This window comes from Ignavibacteriales bacterium (assembly GCA_015709675.1).
Taxonomy (GTDB): Bacteria; Bacteroidota; Ignavibacteria; order Ignavibacteriales; family Ignavibacteriaceae; genus H2-BAC3.
This window is the reverse complement of record CP054182.1, coordinates 15,469-35,728: the sequence shown is the minus strand read 5'-3', so window position 1 is coordinate 35,728 and position 20,260 is coordinate 15,469. Positions and strand designations below refer to the sequence as shown.

The window sequence follows — 20,260 nt, the reverse complement described above, 5'->3', positions numbered from 1 at the left end:
TACGATGAAAAAACTTCTTATTTCGCTTATGCTTATACATAGCTGCTATTATTTAACAAAGGCACAGACTTATGCGAGTGTTCCAGGCCCGGAGAATGTTTTGGTTGTATATAATATGTACTCTGCACTCTCAGATTCAGTTAAGGATTATTACATCAACGCCCGAAACATTCCCGCATCAAACGTCGTTCCTCTTTATTTGCCTGACACAGTCATAACCATTTATAATAATACTCACCCGGTAATAATTGCAGAAGGAGGGAATATAATCCGCGATGAGCTTAACCATGAGTGGGGTACCTGGTATGCAACACAACACGCCTGGAAATATTTTTACCAATATATTGCAGCCCCAATAAAGGAGCATATTGCCGCTAATAATCTGAACTCAATAGATTCCGGTAATCCCTGGTAGAGAGGTCGCAACTGCTAACCGGATGATTTAATTTTATGAGTCTTCTGCATTCGCGGTGTCTCAAGGGAAGTAAAGGGTAAACCTCGCGAAAAGTTTCCCCCAGTCTGCCGCGGCAGATCGCGCAGATCAACGCAGAAAAAATTAAAATACGAAAATGTGCAGATTTCAATCACATGAATACCCCGCGGCACGATCAGACCACACACTCCCATGAAGGCCGTGGTTGTATATATTCTGTCTGGTGATTGCATCATCTCCGCGAAAGGATGATTCGAGGCAGGGCAGAAACAGGAAAGTGCCGCTGCCGGGTTCCGGAATGCGGTTCATACATCCCTGTCAGAATGTACAACAAATCTCTGAAAAATCACAAAAAAACCGGTGTGCGATAAAAAGTATCTTTTTAGAAAATGACGCCATTTTTCCATAGTTTACTTTTGTGTAAATAACAGTTTTTCTACTTTGAGGAAGAAATGAATAAGATTTCCTATGTCCTGAACGATACGATTCAGCAGGCAGTTCAGAAGACAGCAGATGAATTTTCGAAAAACAGCGTGGTAAAAAGAATCTGGGGAAAAGATTTTAGTGTCTGGAAAAGCAGCAAAGAAGATGATGTTGAACTGAGTAACAGGCTCGGGTGGCTTCATCTCCCGTCAGAAAATTTAAGCAAAGCCGCGGATATCAGTTTTTTTGCGGATGAAGTGGCCCAGGAATTTGAACATGTGCTCCTCCTCGGAATGGGGGGCAGCAGTCTGGCACCGGAAGTATTCGCCAAAACCTTCGGTTCAAAGAAAAAGTACCCCACACTTTCCATAGTTGACAGTACCCACCCGGCGGTGATTCAGGAAATTTTGGATAAACACGAGCTCGAGAAAGTGCTCTTTGTGGTGGCCAGCAAGTCAGGCGGAACGGCTGAAACCATGTCATTTTACCACACATTTTTTGAGAATGTCTCAAATCAGAATCCGCTGCCGGGTCTGCAGTTTATTGCCCTTACCGACCCGGGCTCAGGGTTAGAGCAGCTTGCAAAAGAAAAAGGATTCAGAAAAATTTTTAGCACTCCTCCGGAAGTAGGGGGAAGATACTCAGCATTAACGGAGTTCGGCATGGTACCAGCCGGGCTTACCGGGATGGATGTTGAGCGGTTCCTTAAATTTGCCGGACAGATGGAAAAAGCATGCCAGGAAGAAAATCCGCATGAAAATCCCGGAGTAATGCCCGGAATTGTCATCGGTGAGGCCGCCAAACAGGGAGCCGATAAACTCACCTTTTTTGCTTCTCCCTCGCTGGCATCATTTCCGCAGTGGATTGAGCAGCTTGTTGCCGAGAGCACCGGTAAGGAGGGAGTTGGTATTCTTCCGGTTGCTGACGAGCCCTTCACCTCAGATGAGTCTTACGGCAAAGACCGGGTATTTGTTTTCCTCCGTCTGGAAAATGATGACAATGAGCAGCTGGACGCGGTAAAAAAATCACTGCTTGAAAAAAAGCATAACATCATCACCATTGAGCTGGGTGATATATATACCCTTGCGCAGGAGTTCTACCGGTGGGAAATGGCAACCGCGGTGGCGGGCGCCGTGTTGCAGATTAATCCCTTTGACCAGCCGAATGTGCAGCTTGCAAAAACACTTGCGAATGAAAGTCTGGCGGCATATAAAGCAAGCGGATCTTTTCCGGAAGAAAAACCGGCATTTACTGAAGAAGGCATTGAGATTTACTGTGATACAAAAAAGACGGTGCTGCAGAAAGCTCTTGCTGATTTCTTTACTTCTCAGCTTGAAGGAAAGTTTGTTTCACTGCTCGGGTTTATTCCTTATGATGAAAAGACGGATAAACTCCTGGCGCAGATCCGCACAAAGATTAAAGATAAATATCACTGCACAACCACATCCGGCTACGGACCGCGCTTCCTTCACTCAACCGGGCAGCTTCATAAAGGAGGAAAGAATAACGGGCTCTTCCTTCAGATTACCGGTGCGATTGACCATGATGTTGAAGTCCCCGGACAGGGATATACCTTCGGCGTGCTGGTAACGGCACAGGCGCAGGGTGATCTGCAGGCGCTCAGAAACAAGCACCGGAAAGTAATGCGCATTCACTGTACCAACGGCATCCATAACGCACTGGAATATCTGCTGTCAAAAATCTGAAGGGCTCCGCAATGAAGAATCCTTTAATCTATGAGATCAATATCAGGCTGCTCCTCAGAGGGGGAAATCATGAATGGCTGCTTGATATACCTGCTTCTTACTGGGAGGCTATCCGGAATAAAGGATTCAGATATATATGGCTGATGGGGGTCTGGGAAACCTGTGAGTCGGTTGTGCCGAAGCATTGTTTTCAGGAGGGGCTTATCCGCTCTTATACCAAAGCGCTTAAGGACTGGACAAAGGAGGATGTTATCGGTTCTCCCTATGCCATTAATGCATACCGCCCTTCCAAAATCATCGGAACCATGCAGGATCTCAAAGCATTCCGCGATCTGCTCCGCTCCCTGGGAATGGGGCTTATCCTGGATTTTGTGCCGAATCATTTCAGCGCTGACTCCGAACTGATTGCCAAGCATCCGGAATATTTTCTGGAGGTGAGTGAAGATATATATAATGGTGAGCCGCATACTTTTTACCGTCCTGAAAACGGAGGAGGAAAATATTTCGCTCACGGGCGTGATCCCTTCTTCCCCGCGTGGACTGATACCATTCAGGTGAACTTTACAAACCCGGGTCTTCGCGAGTATTACAGAGAGACACTTACTGAACTTACGGAAATCTGTGACGGCGTGCGGTGCGATATGGCAATGCTTGCGCTGAATAATGTTTTTAATAATACCTGGGGCATGCTTCTTGAGAACAATGATGCCATGCCGGCTGAACTCTGGACCGAACTGATATCAGCAGTAAAAAACAAACGGAATGATTTTCTTTTTATTGCCGAGGCCTACTGGGATCTTGAGTGGGAGCTGCAGCAGATGGGGTTTGATTATACCTACGATAAAAAGCTCCTTGACAGGCTGAAAGACAGTACGGCCGACAAGGTTCGTGATCATCTGAAAGCCGAAGAGGCGTATCAGATGAAATCACTCCGCTTCATTGAGAATCATGATGAGGAGAGGGCCGTAACAGCTCTTGGCAAAGATAAATCTCTTGCAGCCGCGGTTATTATCGCAACGATTAGAGGAATGCGCTTTTTTCATCACGGACAGTTTCAGGGAAAAAAAATTAAGCTGCCCGTACAGCTAGGCCGTGAACCAAAAGAGCAGGTTAATGAGCAGGTTGAAGCATTTTACGAACAGCTTCTTGGAATAGTGCATAATGAACTCTTCCGCGCGGGAGAGTGGCAGATGCTTGAATGCAAGCGGGTGTGGGACAATAATTATTCAAACAGCAATATGATGGCCTGGCAGTGGAGTCTTGACAGCGAGCGTGCTCTGGTGGTGGTCAACTACTCAGGTTCAACATCGCAGTGCCGTCTTCCGCTTGACGTGAGCAGTTATGATGAACAGTTTGACCTGACTGATGTGCTGAATAATAAAACATACCGCCGCTACCGTGAAGAACTGTTGCTGCCAGGGTTGTTTGTTGAACTTGGTCCCTGGCAGAGTCATATATTCCGGTATTAAATAAATGTACAATGTACAATGTACAGTTAACAATGTACAATTAACAATGTACACGCACGAGGTCGTTGCTTTCTTTATTGTCTTTTAAGTCATTGAAACAATTGCAGAATCTTTTAATGCAAAGGGAACAAAGGTAACCGCAAAGTTTGAAGAATACTCGCGCAAAGACGCCAAGGCGCAAAGAGCTGCCTTCCTATAAGTAAATCACTCCAAATCCTGAACCCTCTCACCACTTCTCTTCCCGTCCTGATCTCCCGTCGTTTGCCGTAATTCAGCCAGCCGGAACCCCTCCGATTTTGCTTGACTTTAAATGAAAATACCCCTAAGTTTTGATCGTTTGAAATTTTTCAAAAGTTAAGGAATCATGACGCAGGAAGAACAGGTCCGTAAAGAACTGATTCACCGCTTTGGCGATGCCTACCGGGCATTTGGCCTGAGCAAGCTGATGGGGCATGTGGTGGCTCTGCTGCTCTACTCCCCCAGGCCTGTTTCTCTGGACGAAATCAGCAAATCCCTCAAACGGAGCAAAGGACCGGTCAGCCAGATTGTCCGCCGCCTCAGAGACCACAATCTGATCCGCAAAGCATGGATTACTGAAAACAACCGCAAAGACTATTACGAAATTGAACCTGCCATCTTCGAGAACGCCTTCCGGAACAATCTTGAACTGATAAAAAATAATACCCGCATTGCTTCCGAACTTAAATCCAAGTTTAAAACCAATAAGAATAAAGAGCTTGAAACAACCGCGCTGCGCGTGCTTGAGATGGAGCGGTTTTACTCCCTGATGGAGAAACACTACGAAAAATTTCTGAACGAATGGACTAAAGAACGGAAGAAAATTTATAAATAACCAGGCAGAATGACGGTCCGGTAAGACCGGCTTCGGTTTTGCCCGGATCGTTTGATTTTTTTCAAACGATAAAAACGAGAACACAATGATGAGATTACAAGGTAAAACAGCAATTATCACCGGTGCTGCCCGCGGCATCGGAAAAACAACAGCAGAACTTTTCGCTTCTGAAGGCGCGGCAGTTATCCTCTGGGACCGCGACGCGGAAGCAGGAAAAGCAGCAGAACTTTCACTTAAGGAAAAAGGCTTCACCGCTGAATTTATGCAGATTGACGTGACTTCACTTGAGTCAGTCACCGCTGCTGCCGGAGCTGTCAGGCAGAAATTCGGAAAAATTGATATTCTTATTAATAATGCAGGCATTACAAAAGATGCTACGCTGGTGAAAATGACAGAAGAGCAGTGGCAGTCTGTGCTGAATGTTAACCTGACCGGTGTTTTTAACTGCACAAAAGCAGTTACACCTCATCTGATTGAAAACGGTTACGGACGGATTATTAATACTTCTTCCGTTGTAGGTATATACGGTAATTTCGGGCAGACAAATTATGTTGCAACCAAATCAGGCATTATCGGAATGTCTAAAGTCTGGGCGCGCGAACTCGGTAAAAAAGGAATTACGGTAAACGTTGTTGCTCCGGGATTTATTGCCACTGAAATGGTAAACAGTGTTCCTGAAAAAGTGCTTCAGATGATGCGCGAAAAAACTCCTGTAGGGCGGCTTGGCGATCCGATTGATATAGCTAAAGCGTATCTCTTCCTTGCAAGTGATGATGCGTCATACGTAAATGGCGCGGTTCTTTCAGTTGACGGCGGATTAGTAATCTGATATGAGAGAAGTGCGTATATCCGGAACCGGGCACTATGCTCCCGAAAAAGTGGTGCCAAACAGTTATTTTAATGAACTGCTGGGTGAAGATGTTGATACCTGGCTGGTAGAAAATCTTACTATCCGCGAAAGAAGATGGTGCAGTGAAAATCAGTCCACCGCTGACCTTGCGGAAGCTGCTGCAAAACGAGCGCTTGAGAATGTCGGTATAACGGCAGCAGATCTTGATCTGATTATCGTTGCCACCGATACACCTGAATTTATATCACCTTCAACCGCATCGGTGATTCAGGACCGTATGGGAGCGGTGAAAGCCGGAACGTTTGATCTTAATACTGCCTGTGCGGGGTTTGTTACTGCATGCGACACAGCCGTTAAATTTATCAAAGCAGATGAACAGTATAACAAAGTGCTTGTTGTAGGCGCCTATGCCATGAGCAAGTATCTGGATCTGTATGACAAAAAAACCGTTACACTCTTTGCCGACGGAGCCGGGGCTGTAGTGCTTGAGTCATCTGATAAAAAAGGATTTCTCGGCAGTATGCTCCACACGGAAGGGCAGTATAACAGCTGGATGGGTATATACGGCGGAGGGACCAATATGCCTCTCACTGAAGAGCGGGTAAGAAGCAAAGACCATCTGCTGAAGTTCGTGAAGAAATTCCCCAAAGAGCTTAATCCTGAGAAGTGGACATCCATGATTAACTCCGTCTGTGCAAAAGCCGGTGTTGAGGTTAAAGATGTTAAACACTTCTTTTTCACGCAGATTAACATCAACAGCATCTGGCAGACACTTGACAACCTGAATATACCCCGGAACCGCGCGGTGACCATCATGCACAAGTACGGATATACCGGCTCTGCATGCATTCCCATGGCGCTTGATGATGCTCATCAGCAGGGAATTCTGAACAATGGTGATAAAATCATATTTATGGGCTCCGGCGGAGGGCTCGCTTTTGCATGTCAGTTATTTGAATGGAACAGATAAGATGAATTCAGCTAATGAATCCCTGGTTCTGCTGACAAGAATTGTCATGGCTCTCTATGCCGGCCTGACAATTTTTCTGGTAATACGCGGAGCGCGGAAAATAAAAAACATAGAGGATTATGCTGTGGGCAGCATCCTCTTTTCTCCCTATGCCGTTGGTCTTGCACTTGCCGCTTCAATGACCAGTGCCGCTACGTTCATCATCAACCCGGGACTCATTGCTTATTACGGCATCAGCGGATTTATTTCCTACGGAGTGGTTCTGCCTGTTGCATCAATGACCTCGCTTGTATTCCTGACAAAAAGTTTCCGCCGGCACGGAACTACTGTTAAAGCACTTTCCATGGCTCAATGGATGGGAACCAGATATAACAGCAAAGGATACGGTCTCTTCTTTGCGTTTACCTCACTGCTGCTTATTACGTTTATTGTTCTTATCTGTGTCGGGCTGACCAAAGTGCTTGCCAAAGCGCTGAACTTCGAAGAAGTTTATGTGCTGACCGGTATTGCAGTTTTTATCTTCGGATATATGATGTTCGGAGGCGCAAACTCGATGGTATATACCAATACCATTCAGGCGCTGCTGATGCTTATTGTGGCATTTATTCTGCTTGGATCAGGGTATGAACACTTCAGCGAAGGAGTGAAGGGATTCCTTGTCCGGCTTGAGGCTGTTGATGCAAATCTGGTAACCCTTACCAATCCGGAAAGTTTTCTCTTCCGCGATTTCTTTGAAATCATCGGTTCTCAGTTAATAATCGGTGTGGCCATTGTCTGTCAGCCGCATATCATTACGAAGTCACTCCTGCTTAAATCGGATAAAGATGTACATCGTTACCTCACAACGGGAGTAATTGTGCAGACTTTGTTTTTCCTGGTTGTGTTTGCGGGACTTTATGCCCGTCTCAGTTTTCCTGATCTGCAGATTAACGGAACGGTGCTGAAGGTTGACGGAGTTATTCCGGCGTATGTAATTTCAGAGTTTCCTGTCTATGTCGGCATTATCGTAATACTCGGTCTGATGTCAGCCGGTATATCCACGCTTGAGGGACTTATTCAGTCCCTGGCAACAACCATCACCAGTGACATCATAAAACCGCTGTTTATCAAATCAAAAGATGAATCCGGGACAGCAGTCAGAATGCTGCTTATTAACAAAATGGTCATCATCGGGCTTGGTATTGCAGCTGTGTTTTTATCTTATGAACAGCTTATCAATCCGAATGTGAGCGTTGCAATTTTTGCTCAGAACGGTGTTTATGCATATTTCAGTGCAGCGTTTCTGCCGATACTGCTAGGGATGTTCGTTAAGAATATCAACCGTGCTATTCCAATAGCCGCATCTGTAACCGCTCTGATAGTTCATTTTTCCATGTTCTATCTTAATCTGCCGGTGCCGTTCACTCTTGCAACCGGACAGAATCCGGGAGTTTCCGCGGCTGCTGCTATTCTGGTATCCGCTTTTGTCGCAGGTATTGTTTATATACTAACAGGGAAGAAGAGTGATGAATAATCTGCAGTTTGACTGGCTGGCGAAATGGGCTCTCTATACACCGCACAGATTTTTTCTGCGCGAGTATGAAAACGGCAGTGAGTGGAGCTTTTCCGATTTTAACAGCCGGGCAAATCATCTTGCGGAATATTTATCGGGAGGACTGAATCTCACAAGAGGAAGCAGAATTGCTGTGTACTCTTTTAACAGGTCAGAGCATATACTGCTTTTTACTGCATGCGTGAAAGCCGGAATGGTGCTTGTACCGCTGAATTTCCGGCTAACTCCCTCCGAACTTGACGCACAGATCTGCGATGCAGACCCTGCACTGTTTATCTACGCGGAGGAGTTTGAATCGCAGGTAAAAGAACTGACCGTTATAAAAAACGAAATGCAGGTTCTGCTGCTTGAAAAGATCTCCGGTTACCTGTATGATAAGCTGGACCACAAAGCCAATGTAACCCTAGCTGATATCAGTGAGAATGATACGGTTATGCTGCTTTATACCGCGGGAACAACCGGTATATCCAAGGGGGTAATCATCACGCATAAAATGCTTTTCTGGAATGCGGTCAACACAGGACTCCGGCTTGATATTAACTCACAGGATCATACACAGAGTTACGCACCGTTTTTCCATACTGGGGGCTGGAATGTTCTTTTTACACCTTTCCTTTTTCACGGTGCATCGCATACCATTCTCAGAAAATTTGATGCGCCGCTGATTCTTGATCTGATGGAAAAAGAAAAGACCACATTATTGTTCGGTGTTCCGACAATGCTGCAAATGATGGCTGAGTGTGAACGTTTTGAAAAGGCGGATTTAAGTTCGCTGAGATACGCGATCGTCGGAGGAGCGGCAATGCCGATTCCCCTGATTGAAACCTGGCATGCAAAGGGTGTATATATCCGTCAGGGATTTGGCCTTACTGAAGTCGGCCCGAATTGCTTCTCACTCCATCAGGATGATGCAATCAGGAAAATCGGTTCAATCGGATATCCTAACTTTTATATTGACGTAAAGGTGATACGGGAAGACGGTACTGAAGCCGTGCAGGGGGAGCCGGGAGAGCTCTGGCTTAAGAGTCCGGTAGTAACTCCGGGTTACTGGAAAAAGCCGGCAGAAACCGCGGAAGCAATTACCGGCGGCTGGTTTCATACAGGAGATATTGTCCGCCAGGATGAGGAGGGATACTTCTATGTGGTTGACCGAAAAAAAAATATGTATATCAGCGGAGGGGAAAATGTTTATCCCGCGGAGACGGAAAAACTGCTCTATACGCTTGAAGATATAAAGGAAGTTGCCGTTATCGGGGTGCCGGATGAGCGCTGGGGTGAAACCGGAAAAATTTACGCGGTGGTTAATGAGGGAAGCACTCTTACACCTGCTGATCTCATCCAATTTTGCAAAGGAAAGCTTGCCGGGTATAAAATTCCTAAGCATGCTGAAATTATTGCAGAAATTCCCAAAACCGATGCCGGAAAAATAAACAAACGTGAATTGCTTAAAAGACATTTACAACCAAATAAACCATAACTCACTAAACTAACAGAGGTTCATAATGAAACGCCTTCTCTATGTTCTTGTTCTTCTTCCGTTCCTTTTTGCCGCTTGTGATAAAGATGACAACGGCACCAATCCTCCGGTAACTCCTCCTGCTGAACCAATGGTAGGCACCTGGAATTCCGAAAATATTGATGTTGCTCCTGGTCTTATTGCAACTCTTAAAACCAAAAAGATTGTAGCAACATTCAATTCTAACAACACCTATCAGGTTGTAGCCACCGACAGCACAAATACATCCGTTACCTATAGCGGTACCTATACAACTTCCGCTGCGACAGGCACAACCATCCGTAATATCGTGCTGAATCAGACCGTCCCGACTTCAGTTACCTCAACCGGTATATATGAAGTTAATGCCAAAGGGCACATGAAGTATGAAGTTGTTCAGACAACTCCGGCAATTCCGGGATTCACCGCTCCTGTTGCTTCAGAAGGATTTGGAAGCACCAAATATAACAACATTGCGCTCGGACAGACCTGGATTCAGGGCTATGTAAAGCCTGTTCCTGCAAGCGAGCCAATCGTTGGTTCATGGCTTTCTGAAGGTGATTTTGTTGCACCAGGACTCAAAGCTACCCTGAAGACCAAATCTATCACTGCAACCTTTAATGCAAACAACACCTATACCGTTGTTGCTACTGACAGTGCAAATGTTGCTGTTACCTATACAGGTACCTTCACCACCACCGCTGCTTCAGGCACAACCATCCGTAATATCGTGCTCAATCAGACAACTCCGACTTCAGTAACATCAACCGGTATTTATCAGGTTACTGCAAAAGGAGTGCTTACATATGAAGTAGTGCAGACCACACCAGCTATCCCCGGTTTCGGCGCACCGACCGTATCAGGCGGATTCGGCAGCACTTCTTATAACAGCTTTCCGCTGGGTGCCACCTGGATTCAGAAATTTGTTGCCACAAACTAACAACAAAAAATAAGAACCTTGTTGTCAGGACGGGGGCGGTGCAAACCGCCTCCGTTTCTGTTTTCCTCTGAGAACAGATAAATATATATTATATTAACCGGAGACTCCATGAACAGACTTCAGCTTTCAGCGCTACTGCTGATACTCCTCCTGCTGCCTCAGCTTTATGCTCAGGAGACAGAGCGGGTCAGCGACCCCGTTCCCGGTGAACTGCAGTTCATCGGTTATTCTTTTACCAGATGGACGGGCTCTAACGTCAGCCCGACCAATGATATATTACAGGGACAGGTAATCGGCCGCCTATTCGGTCAGAATTCCACCAACACCATACCCCAGACCGCAGTCTATCTTGAACAGCGCTTTGTTCCCCTCTTTGTATATAAGCCCAAGATTCTTGACGGATATGCAACCTTCAGAGGACTGTTTAAGATTGATTACACCTGGGGCGACCAGGCATACGGAGTGGGAAACAACCGCGGCGGAGCTATTAACGGCGGTCAGATAAATATGCAGACACTCATGGCTAACGTGGATATACATCCCGACTCAGCCGACTGGAATCTGGTGATAGGCATGCAGAGGCTCTTTGACAATGCGCGCGACCCGAACGTAAATACGCTCAGTTATTTTCAGAACAGTTCATATAAACTTTCTTACTGGGGCACTCAGGCAGTAGGCGTGAGTCTCTTTGCAAATCTTTCTCCTGTAACAAAAGGAAGAATCGGATATTTCCAGTTATGGGAAAATGAAGTCCGCCGTGATGATGATGTGGCTCTCTGGATGCTTGATCTTGAATCACGTGTTGCGCCTCTGGTGGAAGTGGGTGCGGATTTTTGGTATGCCTACGACCGGGGCAAGGGCTTCGGAGGTATTTCCGTTCTCGGGCAGGGGCTTAACAGCGCTCTTGCTGAGTATAACGGTGCAACCCGCATTTTTCTTCCGGTTGCAAATAATAAATATGAAGCTGATATTTTCTGGACCGGTCTCAGAACTGCTTATAACCGGGACTTTCTTGCAGGCAGATGGCAGGCGGATGCTTATGTTATGACAAATTACGGCACCCTTGATACCGTCAGTTCTATTAACAGTAATGATTTTGGCTCCTATGGCACCATCTTCGGTCTGGCGGCTAATGCAGCAGTTCAGTATAAATACGGCATGACAGCAAACGATAAGCTGAGCGCTGAGGTTCTTTTTTCAACCGGAGATGAGAACGGTATTTCAGACGGAACTCTGAACAGTGTTATTACAGGGAATGTCTATGGCTCACCGGTAGGCATCTATTCAGCCCACCGCGCGTTTCTTCTTTTCCCTGATCCGCAGGTGATTAACAGATATTACTCTGCCGTGCATGATATATCCAATCTGGGTTACGGTGTTACCGCAGGATTCTTTAATTACTCAAAGGATCTGGTTCCAAACAAGATGTCTTTCAAGGCAGGATATGCGTTTGCAATTTCAAATGTTACTCCGGCAGGAGGAACTTCATTTATTGGTCAGGAGCTGAACGCGGAGTTTAAGTATAATATAAAAGTCTTCCTCACCCTTGGCGTCAGTGCGGCATACCTGCAGCTGGGTGATTTCTATAACGCTCCCACAGCTACTTACGACCGCGTCAGGCCCAAAGATCCGTGGGTTTTATTCACCACCCTTAGCTGGCTGATGTTTTAGAGAAGGAGAAGAAACTATGAAATTGAAATTAGCAATTGCAGTAAGTGTGGTACTTATGACACTCACAGGATGTTCAGGAGGGTATTTATATACCAATGCTCCTGTCCTTGAATTTGAAGATGTGGATTACGGATACCCGGTTAAGAAAGCGCTGGAAAATCCGAAAGTCGCTTATATAGACCAGGGTAACGGTCCGAAGACTATAGTCCTGGTTCACGGACTTGCCAGCAACGCGGGATTCTGGCGATATACGATTGATGAACTCTCAAAGGACTACCGTGTTATCGCGGTTGATCTTCCGGGATACGGAAAGTCAGATAAAAAAAGTTATAAATACTCCCTGACTTTTTATGCTGATGTTATATACAAACTCCTTAAGGAACTGAAGCTCGATAAAGTCTATTATGTCGGACACTCTATGGGAGGGCAGATAGGTATTCATTTCTCGCTGAAGTACCCTGAGATGCTCGACAAACTGATTCTCGCTTCACCGGCTGGCATTGAGCCTTTCCAGAAGGGAGAGGGGGACTGGCTTCGTTCGGTTTTCTCAGTTCCGTTTGTGAAAGCAACCACAGAAGAAGGCATCCGCCGTAATCTGAGCAATAACTTTTATAACTGGCGTGATGACCTGGAGTGGATGGTAGAAGAGCGCGCAAGAACAGCTAAGAGTAAAGACTTTGATGAGTTTGCTTATACGGTTGTCCGCTGTGTGAATGCCATGCTTGATGAACCGACTTCAGGTAAACTGGAGCAGATTTCAGTAAAAACCCTGATTGTCTATGGCGAAAACGACGGGCTGATTCCGAACCCCTATCTGAACCCCGGCTTTACCGCTGATGTATTCAAAGAGGGGCAGAGGAGAATTCCCGATTGTGAACTTTATGAGATACCTGAATGCGGACATATGCTGCAGATTGAAAAGCCTGCGGAATTCACCCGTGCGGTTTTAGACTTCTTAAAAAAGTAATATATACCAAAAAGCCCCGCTCCGGCGGGGCTTTTTGTTTAGATCCTCCTGAGGAAAGACCATTATCAGATGTTTACGAAATCTTTAACGCAGAGTGAACAAGTTCAGGCGCAAGGTACTGCAGAGGTAAACCGCGCAGTTGTTATTGTCGTTGGTGTCCTTATTGTCCTTGGCTCTTTAAGCGCAGAGCCATCAAAGTTTGAGCGGAATCGCTGTTTACTAATTACTAATTCCTAACTACTAATTATTCAAATCCTGTGATTTTGCTCAAGAGGCATATTATCATTAGGTAAAATATTGGTGAACATGGTTGCAATTTTGCCGGTTGTTGCGGATATTGCGCTCCGCAATAAGAGAGCAGTTTTCGTGGCAAGATCAAAAGCAGTAAAAACCTTTATCCTTGACTCCAATGTCATCCTTCATGATGCTTCCTGCATCCATCATTTTCAGGAACATAACATAGTAATCCCAATAACCGTTATAGAGGAGCTTGACCACTTTAAGCGGGGCAGCCAGGTGATTAATCTGAACGCGCGGGAGTTTGCCCGTACTCTTGACGAGATAACCGGGGACGCAATATTTAATGGCGGTGTCTCACTGGGCAAAGGAAAAGGAAAAGTCCGGGTCGCCTTAACCAGAGGGCTCCTAAAGGAGATACGGGAATTCTTCTATGAGGATAACCCTGATCACCGCATTCTGAGCACTGCGTACGATATTATGAAAGAATCGCCGAACAAGGAATCGGTAATTCTGGTAAGCAAGGATGTTAACCTGCGGATGAAGGCAAAAGCTCTTTCCCTGAGGGCGGAAGATTATACCACCGACCGGGTGAGAAGTATTGAGGAGCTTTACTCAGGCAAAGATATTATAGATGACTTTGATGATGATGCACTGAACACTCTTTTTGAGATCCCCTTTACCCTGCCGGTCAGCGCAATGCCGAAAGGAAGAAAAACCGAACTGCTCCGGAATAAATATTTCATTCTCCGCAGCCCGGCACGCTCAGCACTTGCACGGGTTGATACTGATGTGCAGAATTTCATCCGTATTGATAAGAATAACGTATATGGCATCCGTCCGCGGAATGCAGAACAGGCATTTGCCATTGATGCTCTTTCTGACCCCAATATCCCTCTGGTGACTATAACCGGCAAAGCGGGAACAGGAAAAACACTGCTCGCTCTGGCAAGCGCCCTGCAGATACGCAAGCAGTACCGTCAGATATATCTTGCCCGCCCGGTCGTTCCACTCAGCAATAAAGATATCGGTTTTCTTCCGGGAGATGTTGAAAGCAAACTGGCGCCATATATGCAGCCATTGTGGGATAATCTTAAGGTCATTCAGGATCAGTATAAGGAAGATGACAAGCAGCACACTCTTATCAATCAGCTTATAAAAGATGAAAAACTGGTGATTGAACCGCTCAGTTATATACGGGGCAGAAGCCTGCAAAGGATATTTTTTGTAGTGGATGAAGCGCAGAACCTTACTCCGCATGAAATTAAAACGATTATTACACGTGCCGGTGAGGGGGCAAAAATTGTCTTCACGGGTGATATATACCAGATTGACCATCCGTATCTGGATTCCCAGTCAAACGGCATGTCTTATCTTATAGATCATTTCAAGGGGGAGAAACTGTACGCGCATGTGAATCTTGAAAAAGGGGAACGCTCAGAACTGGCGGAACTGGCGAGCAACTTATTGTAATAAGCTGATAATATATAAGAAAGGGTCACGGGTTGAGAGAGTTTTTTCTGAAGCAGAATGAGTATGAAAACTGGGCCAATAACAAGCTGATACAGGCCTTTCTGAGTGCTGCCGGACCCTCTGAACGGGCATCCGCGGTTCTGTGTCATATCCTTAGTGTAAAAGAGTTCTGGCTGGCGAAAATTACCGGCAGCGCTGATATAACCAGTGTGTGGAATGTCCTGCCATCTGATCAGCTCCTGACCAAGCAGCAGGAACTGTATGAAACCATGAGGGACTATCTGGTGAAGTCAGACCCGGAAGCACTTGCTCAATCAGTGGCAATGCAGACTCCGCGCGGCCCGCTTTATTATACAGTTACAGAAGTGCTTACACAGCTTGCACTGCATGCGGCGTATCACCGCGGACAGGTCATTGTGCATCTGAAGCCCCACCTTGCCTATATACCCAAGCTGGATTATCTTGTGTTCGCGGCAGAGGAGAAACGCAAAAATGGAAAATGAACCGCTGATTGTAAGAATCATTGATTATCATTCCGAAGATTATGTCCGTGAAGTTGCATTAAGACATGCCGTTCTCCGTGAACCGCTCGGGCTCTCTTATACTGAAGAACAGCTCCTTGCAGAAGAAGAGGAGATTCATTTTAATGCATTTGTGGGAGAGACCCTTGCGGGCACTCTTCTCATGAAAATTATTTCCGCCGATGAAATTAAAATGCGTCAGGTAGCCGTATGGCCGGGAATGCAAAAAGGAGGCATTGGCAAGGCGCTTGTATTCTATTCAGAAGGATGGGCTAAAGGCAGAGGATTCCATTATGTCACGCTGCATGCCCGTGATTCGGCTGTTCCGTTTTATGAAAAGCTGGGATATACAGTCTATGGCCATCAGTTTACGGAAGTAACTATTCCGCATTTTGCCATGAAGAAATATCTCTGATTATCAATCAGATATAACTATCAGAGAAGAGTTCCCGTCAGCAGAAGCGATGCAAAGGTGAAATAAATTATCAAACCGGTCACATCCACCAGAGTAGCAACAAATGGCGCTGATGAAGTAGCCGGGTCAAATCCGAGCCGCTTCAGAATAAAAGGAAGCATTGAACCTACCACGGTGCCCCACATAACCACGCCGATAAGAGTAGTACCGAGTGTCAGCCCGATAAGCGCCCAGTGTTCACCGTAAGCGCCTGTGCTTGCCTCGCTGATATATATCTTTATAAATCCCAGCAGGGCGAGAATAAAACCCAGAAGAAATCCGGAAATAATTTCCCGTTTCATCACAAACCACCATTCCTTCAGAGTTATTTCACCCAGAGAAAGTGCACGGATTACCAGCGTTGATGCCTGTGAACCGGAGTTACCTCCGCTTGAGATAATGAGGGGAATAAAAAGTGTCAGCACGACCGCTTTAGCGATTGCATGCTCATAAAATGCCATCGCCGCGGCAGTTGCAGTCTCACCCAGAAAGAGTACACTCAGCCATCCGGCGCGTTTTTTAATCATTTCAAGCAGCGGAGTTTCTGCGTATGGTTCATCCAGCGCTTCCACCGCGCCGAATTTCTGAAAGTCTTCAGTTGCTTCTTCCTGTGCAACGTTTATTACGTCATCGTGGGTTACAATGCCGATAAGGATGCCGGAATTATCTGTTACGGGAATTGCCGGAAGTCCATACCGCTGAAAGGTATCTACCGCTTTTTCCTGATCATCATACACATAAAGATATATATAGTTGCCGTCCATCAGTTCCTCAACGGTGCTGTGCAGCGGAGCGAAGAGGAATTCTTTGATCTGGATATCGTCAATAAGAATGCCTTTGCTGTTTACGACGTAGATCATATCCAGTGTTTCGCTTTTTTTCCCGACATCCCTCAGATGATCAAGCACCTGGCTGACGGTCCAGTCCGAGCGGACTGCCACATAGTCCGGTGTCATCAAACGGCCGATACTTTCCTCAGGGTAGCCGAGCAGAGTTTTGGCAATCTTTCTCTCATCGGGGGAAAGTTTGAGAAGAATTTCTTTTGCTACAGAGGCAGGGACTTCTTCAAGCAGGGTGGTACGGTCATCCGCTGACATATCGTTGAGAATGGCGGAGACTTCCTCATTACCAAGTGCTTTGAGGAGGTTAAGCTGAATATCGGTATCTAAATACTCAAAAATCTCGGTTGCGGCATCCTTGGGTACAAGACGGAAAACTACGGCCTGCTCGTTCGGAGTGGGTATGTCTGATAATAAATCGGCAATATCCTGGGGAAGGAGATCATCAAGTACTGATTTAAGAGTAGCAAAATCGCGAATTTCGATTAAATTCACGATTTCAGGGAAGATGACGTTGCCTATCATTGCCTGCACCTCTTGCGGTTACAAGATTAAAGAAATGGTTAATTAGGACAGCTTTCCGGTGTGCAGTCACCGGAATTCGGGGAATTTAGGGAACCAAAGCGGTTAAATTCCCGTTCTCGAATATAGGTATTTTTTCAGATACCAGGGCTTTGATTTTAGCAAAAAAAGTCATAATTTTAAAATCTGTTTACGAATTCTTTCGGCAACACGACCGCGTAGCTCAGGGTAAAAGAAAATTTTTAACAGAAAATGACCGCGGAGCTCAGGGGTAGATCCCGACACGTCGGGACTTTTAAGCGGAGGGTCAGTAGAGAAAGAATTTGAAAAAATGACCGCGAAGTTCAGGGGAAAAGAAAAATTTTAACAGAAAATGACCGCGTAGCTCAGGGGTAGATCCCGACACGTCGGGACTTTTAAGCAGAGGGTCAGTAGAGAAAGAATTTGAAAAAATGACCGCGTAGCTCAGGGGAAAAGAAAATTTTTAACAAAAAATGACCGCGTAGCTCAGGGGTAGAGCATCTGCCTTTTAAGCAGAGGGTCGGTGGTTCGAGCCCACCCGCGGTCACCAGAAAATCCAGCGAAAGCTGGATTTTTTGTTTTAAATCCACGTCGGTGGTTTCCTGACATATCGGGACTCTTCAGCAGAGGGTCGGTGGTTTCCCGACATGTCGGGACTGTCACACAATAAAATCCGGAGCAATCCGGATTTTTTGTTTTAAATCCACGTCGGTGGTTTCCCGACATATTGGGACTTTTAAGCAGCGGGTCGGTAGGGGAAGTGTTTGAAAAATGACCGCGTAGCTCAGGGGTAGATCCCGCCACGTCGGGACTTTTAAGCAGAGGGTCGGTGGTTTCCCGATTCCATCGGGACGGTCACACCACACTGAATCCGGAGCAATCCGGATATTTTGTTTTAACTCCATTACTTTGGTTATCCTGTTATTTCGGAAAAGCGCTGCTACAAGATGCCTGCGTGATCGAAATATCAATCATTCCGGACATATTCCAATCAGAGTTATTTGGAAAATTTTTTGAAAAAATGGTTTTTTCCTTGCATTCAAATGTGCGTTTTTTATTAATTTTCGCATAATAATCAATTAAGGTACTTTAGAGCCTTTCCCTATGTGCAGGCGGGGAAGAGGCAGCCGGGGAAACGCCTGATAGCGGGGGTAAAAAATTGATAACTGAGGAATTACTAAACACTTCCAGGTCTTACCCTGCTGTTATCGCAGGATCTCCTCCGGTCATAGTGTTCCCGCTCTTCTTCCGCGGAATTCCTTTCTTTTACTTAACAGAAAAACCAAAATGGAGAATTGCTATAATGTCTGTTGCTGAAGAATTACGTCTGAGAGCAGAGGATTTACGTAAAAACAAAAAATTCCGGCTTGCCATACCCAAGTACCGTGAATTGTGGGAGGAACACCCTGAAGAACGTACCAAATGGGACGGCTGGGGTTACGCAACCTGCCTTCTGAAAGAAAAAAAATATGACGATGCCTATGACGTATGTCATGCCGTCTATCAGATGGACCCCAATTTCGTATTCAATAACGGCCTGTACGCCTGGAGTATATATAAAAGGGAAATGCTGAAAGAGAGAGTAAACAACCCTGAAAACTTCTTCCGGCTTGCCCGCTTAATCACCTCAATAACCTCACAAAATGAATCCCAGTCCCCTTATACCAAAACCGTTTTCCGCGTGCTTGATTACCTTGACCGGAAAGAGGACTATCCGGCAGATGAAATTCTGGAATGGCTGGGCAAGGTTGATTATAAAAAGCTCCCCACTGAAGCGGAAGTGTATACCAATCGCCACGGCAAACAGGTAAGTCCGGCTTCGTTTTTTGAACAGTACTACACCTTTAAGGCAAAGGCCCTGTATAAAAAGGAACGGTACCAGGAAAGCATTGATCTCTGCAAGGAAGCGTTTGAAGTTATTCGTAACTTCCACAATAATAATGATATCTGGCTGCTCAGAAGGGTTGCTCTTTCCAACGTTAAACTCGGCAGATACGATCTGGCTCTTGAACAGCTTCATGACATTCTGGATGAAAACAGCCGCTGGTTTGTGATGAAGGATATTGCGGATATATACGTGCTGACCGGCCGGAATGAAGAGGCGATTCAGATGCTTACTGGGGCCGCGCTTCTCCCCGGAGAAACCAGCAAAAAGACCAAGATGTTTGAGCTGATGGTTGACCTTTATAAGAAATCAGAACAGCGGCAAATTGCGGAGCAGGTCGTACGTCTGATGGTTTCCATTGAACAGAAAAAGCAGGAGCCGATGGAACAGGTGCTGCTTGATCTTTGCGCCGAGTTCAATATTCCGGCAGATCAGCAGTATGAAATGCAGCCGATTCTTAATGAGTGCCGGGCTTTCTGGCAGAAAGAAATGTTTAAGCTGCGTGATCCCTTTACCGGCAGAATTGACAAACTGCAAAAGGATATCAATCTCGGATATATTAAGGCGGGAGGAAGCAAAAACTTTGTACTGCCTTTCCGTATCAGTGAAGCCCATACCACTGAAGAGATGCCGCTGGTGCGTAATATGAAGGTCTCCTACTATGTGGCAGACCTCTTTGATCCAAAAAAGAACAGATATATACGCCACGCGGTGGAGGTGACCCCTGTACCTGAAACTCCGAAACCGGAGAAAAAGGAAACCGAGGGCGGTGAAACATCTCAGGCCGAGACAGCACCTCAGGCGGAAGCACCGGTTCAGACAGAGCAGACAGTGGAGCCGGAACCGGTTAACGAAGCACCGGCTGAATCAGAAGCTCCCGCAAAACCAAGAAAGAAGAAAGTAAAGAAGGAAGAAGAAACCAATCAGGACGGATGGTAAAATCCTACTGAACAGCTTTGGTTGGTATTAAAAAAACAGC

The 20,260-nt window shown here is 45.9% G+C and carries 17 protein-coding genes and 1 tRNA gene; 16 read left to right on the top strand and 2 right to left on the bottom strand.

The window, feature by feature from the left end:
- The first annotated feature begins 4 nt into the window (after positions 1 to 4).
- Positions 5 to 415 carry a hypothetical protein gene (locus HRU80_00145; protein ID QOJ27353.1) on the top strand — a complete coding sequence of 137 codons (411 nt, stop codon included), beginning with the start codon at positions 5 to 7 and terminating at the stop codon, positions 413 to 415.
- Positions 416 to 580: 165 nt separating this feature from the next.
- Here HRU80_00145 and HRU80_00140 read toward each other — a convergent pair whose 3' ends face one another.
- Positions 581 to 742, bottom strand: coding sequence for a hypothetical protein (locus tag HRU80_00140; protein ID QOJ27352.1), 162 nt, complete (start codon positions 740 to 742; stop codon positions 581 to 583).
- 143 nt (positions 743 to 885) lie between these two features.
- On the opposite strand from HRU80_00140, the gene HRU80_00135 reads away from it, so the two are divergent.
- From HRU80_00135 to HRU80_00075, 13 genes are all read left to right on the top strand, one after another.
- Positions 886 to 2,562 (top strand): glucose-6-phosphate isomerase, encoded by a 1,677-nt coding sequence (locus HRU80_00135; GenBank protein ID QOJ27351.1) that lies wholly within the window; start codon positions 886 to 888, stop codon positions 2,560 to 2,562.
- An 11-nt stretch (positions 2,563 to 2,573) separates the two neighbouring features.
- Entirely contained in the window at positions 2,574 to 4,031 is a 1,458-nt protein-coding gene (locus HRU80_00130; GenBank protein QOJ27350.1) for a glycosidase, read from the top strand.
- Between the two features lie 364 nt (positions 4,032 to 4,395).
- Positions 4,396 to 4,884 (top strand): MarR family transcriptional regulator, encoded by a 489-nt coding sequence (locus tag HRU80_00125; protein QOJ27349.1) that lies wholly within the window; start codon positions 4,396 to 4,398, stop codon positions 4,882 to 4,884.
- Positions 4,885 to 4,969: 85 nt separating this feature from the next.
- Positions 4,970 to 5,713 (top strand): 3-oxoacyl-ACP reductase FabG, encoded by a 744-nt coding sequence (fabG, locus tag HRU80_00120; GenBank protein ID QOJ27348.1) that lies wholly within the window; start codon positions 4,970 to 4,972, stop codon positions 5,711 to 5,713.
- 1 nt (position 5,714) lies between these two features.
- On the top strand, positions 5,715 to 6,704 hold the full coding sequence (locus HRU80_00115; GenBank protein QOJ27347.1) for a ketoacyl-ACP synthase III: 990 nt from the start codon (positions 5,715 to 5,717) through the stop codon (positions 6,702 to 6,704).
- A 1-nt stretch (position 6,705) separates the two neighbouring features.
- The gene (locus tag HRU80_00110) at positions 6,706 to 8,217 is read left to right on the top strand and encodes a sodium:solute symporter (protein ID QOJ27346.1); all 1,512 of its coding nucleotides are present in this window, start codon (positions 6,706 to 6,708) and stop codon (positions 8,215 to 8,217) included.
- Positions 8,210 to 9,733 (top strand): long-chain fatty acid--CoA ligase, encoded by a 1,524-nt coding sequence (locus HRU80_00105; protein QOJ27345.1) that lies wholly within the window; start codon positions 8,210 to 8,212, stop codon positions 9,731 to 9,733. Before HRU80_00110 ends, HRU80_00105 begins: the two co-directional genes overlap by 8 nt.
- Positions 9,734 to 9,758: 25 nt before the next feature.
- Complete coding sequence (locus HRU80_00100; GenBank protein QOJ27344.1) at positions 9,759 to 10,691, top strand: hypothetical protein; 933 nt, start codon at positions 9,759 to 9,761, stop codon at positions 10,689 to 10,691.
- Positions 10,692 to 10,799: 108 nt separating this feature from the next.
- Positions 10,800 to 12,362, top strand: coding sequence for a hypothetical protein (locus tag HRU80_00095; protein ID QOJ27343.1), 1,563 nt, complete (start codon positions 10,800 to 10,802; stop codon positions 12,360 to 12,362).
- Between the two features lie 16 nt (positions 12,363 to 12,378).
- Positions 12,379 to 13,329, top strand: coding sequence for an alpha/beta hydrolase (locus HRU80_00090; protein ID QOJ27342.1), 951 nt, complete (start codon positions 12,379 to 12,381; stop codon positions 13,327 to 13,329).
- Positions 13,330 to 13,635: 306 nt separating this feature from the next.
- A complete protein-coding gene (locus tag HRU80_00085; protein QOJ27341.1) occupies positions 13,636 to 15,039 on the top strand; it encodes a PhoH family protein in 1,404 nt (467 codons plus the stop codon).
- A gap of 32 nt (positions 15,040 to 15,071) precedes the next feature.
- Complete coding sequence (locus tag HRU80_00080; GenBank protein ID QOJ27340.1) at positions 15,072 to 15,542, top strand: DinB family protein; 471 nt, start codon at positions 15,072 to 15,074, stop codon at positions 15,540 to 15,542.
- The gene (locus HRU80_00075) at positions 15,532 to 15,975 is read left to right on the top strand and encodes a GNAT family N-acetyltransferase (GenBank protein QOJ27339.1); all 444 of its coding nucleotides are present in this window, start codon (positions 15,532 to 15,534) and stop codon (positions 15,973 to 15,975) included. Before HRU80_00080 ends, HRU80_00075 begins: the two co-directional genes overlap by 11 nt.
- 20 nt (positions 15,976 to 15,995) lie before the next feature.
- Here HRU80_00075 and mgtE read toward each other — a convergent pair whose 3' ends face one another.
- Entirely contained in the window at positions 15,996 to 17,378 is a 1,383-nt protein-coding gene (gene mgtE / locus HRU80_00070) for a magnesium transporter (protein QOJ27338.1), read from the bottom strand.
- 493 nt (positions 17,379 to 17,871) lie between these two features.
- On the opposite strand from mgtE, the gene HRU80_00065 reads away from it, so the two are divergent.
- Both HRU80_00065 and HRU80_00060 read left to right on the top strand, forming a co-directional pair.
- A tRNA-Lys gene (locus tag HRU80_00065) sits at positions 17,872 to 17,946 on the top strand.
- A 753-nt stretch (positions 17,947 to 18,699) separates the two neighbouring features.
- Entirely contained in the window at positions 18,700 to 20,220 is a 1,521-nt protein-coding gene (locus HRU80_00060; protein QOJ27337.1) for a tetratricopeptide repeat protein, read from the top strand.
- Positions 20,221 to 20,260 lie beyond the last annotated feature (40 nt).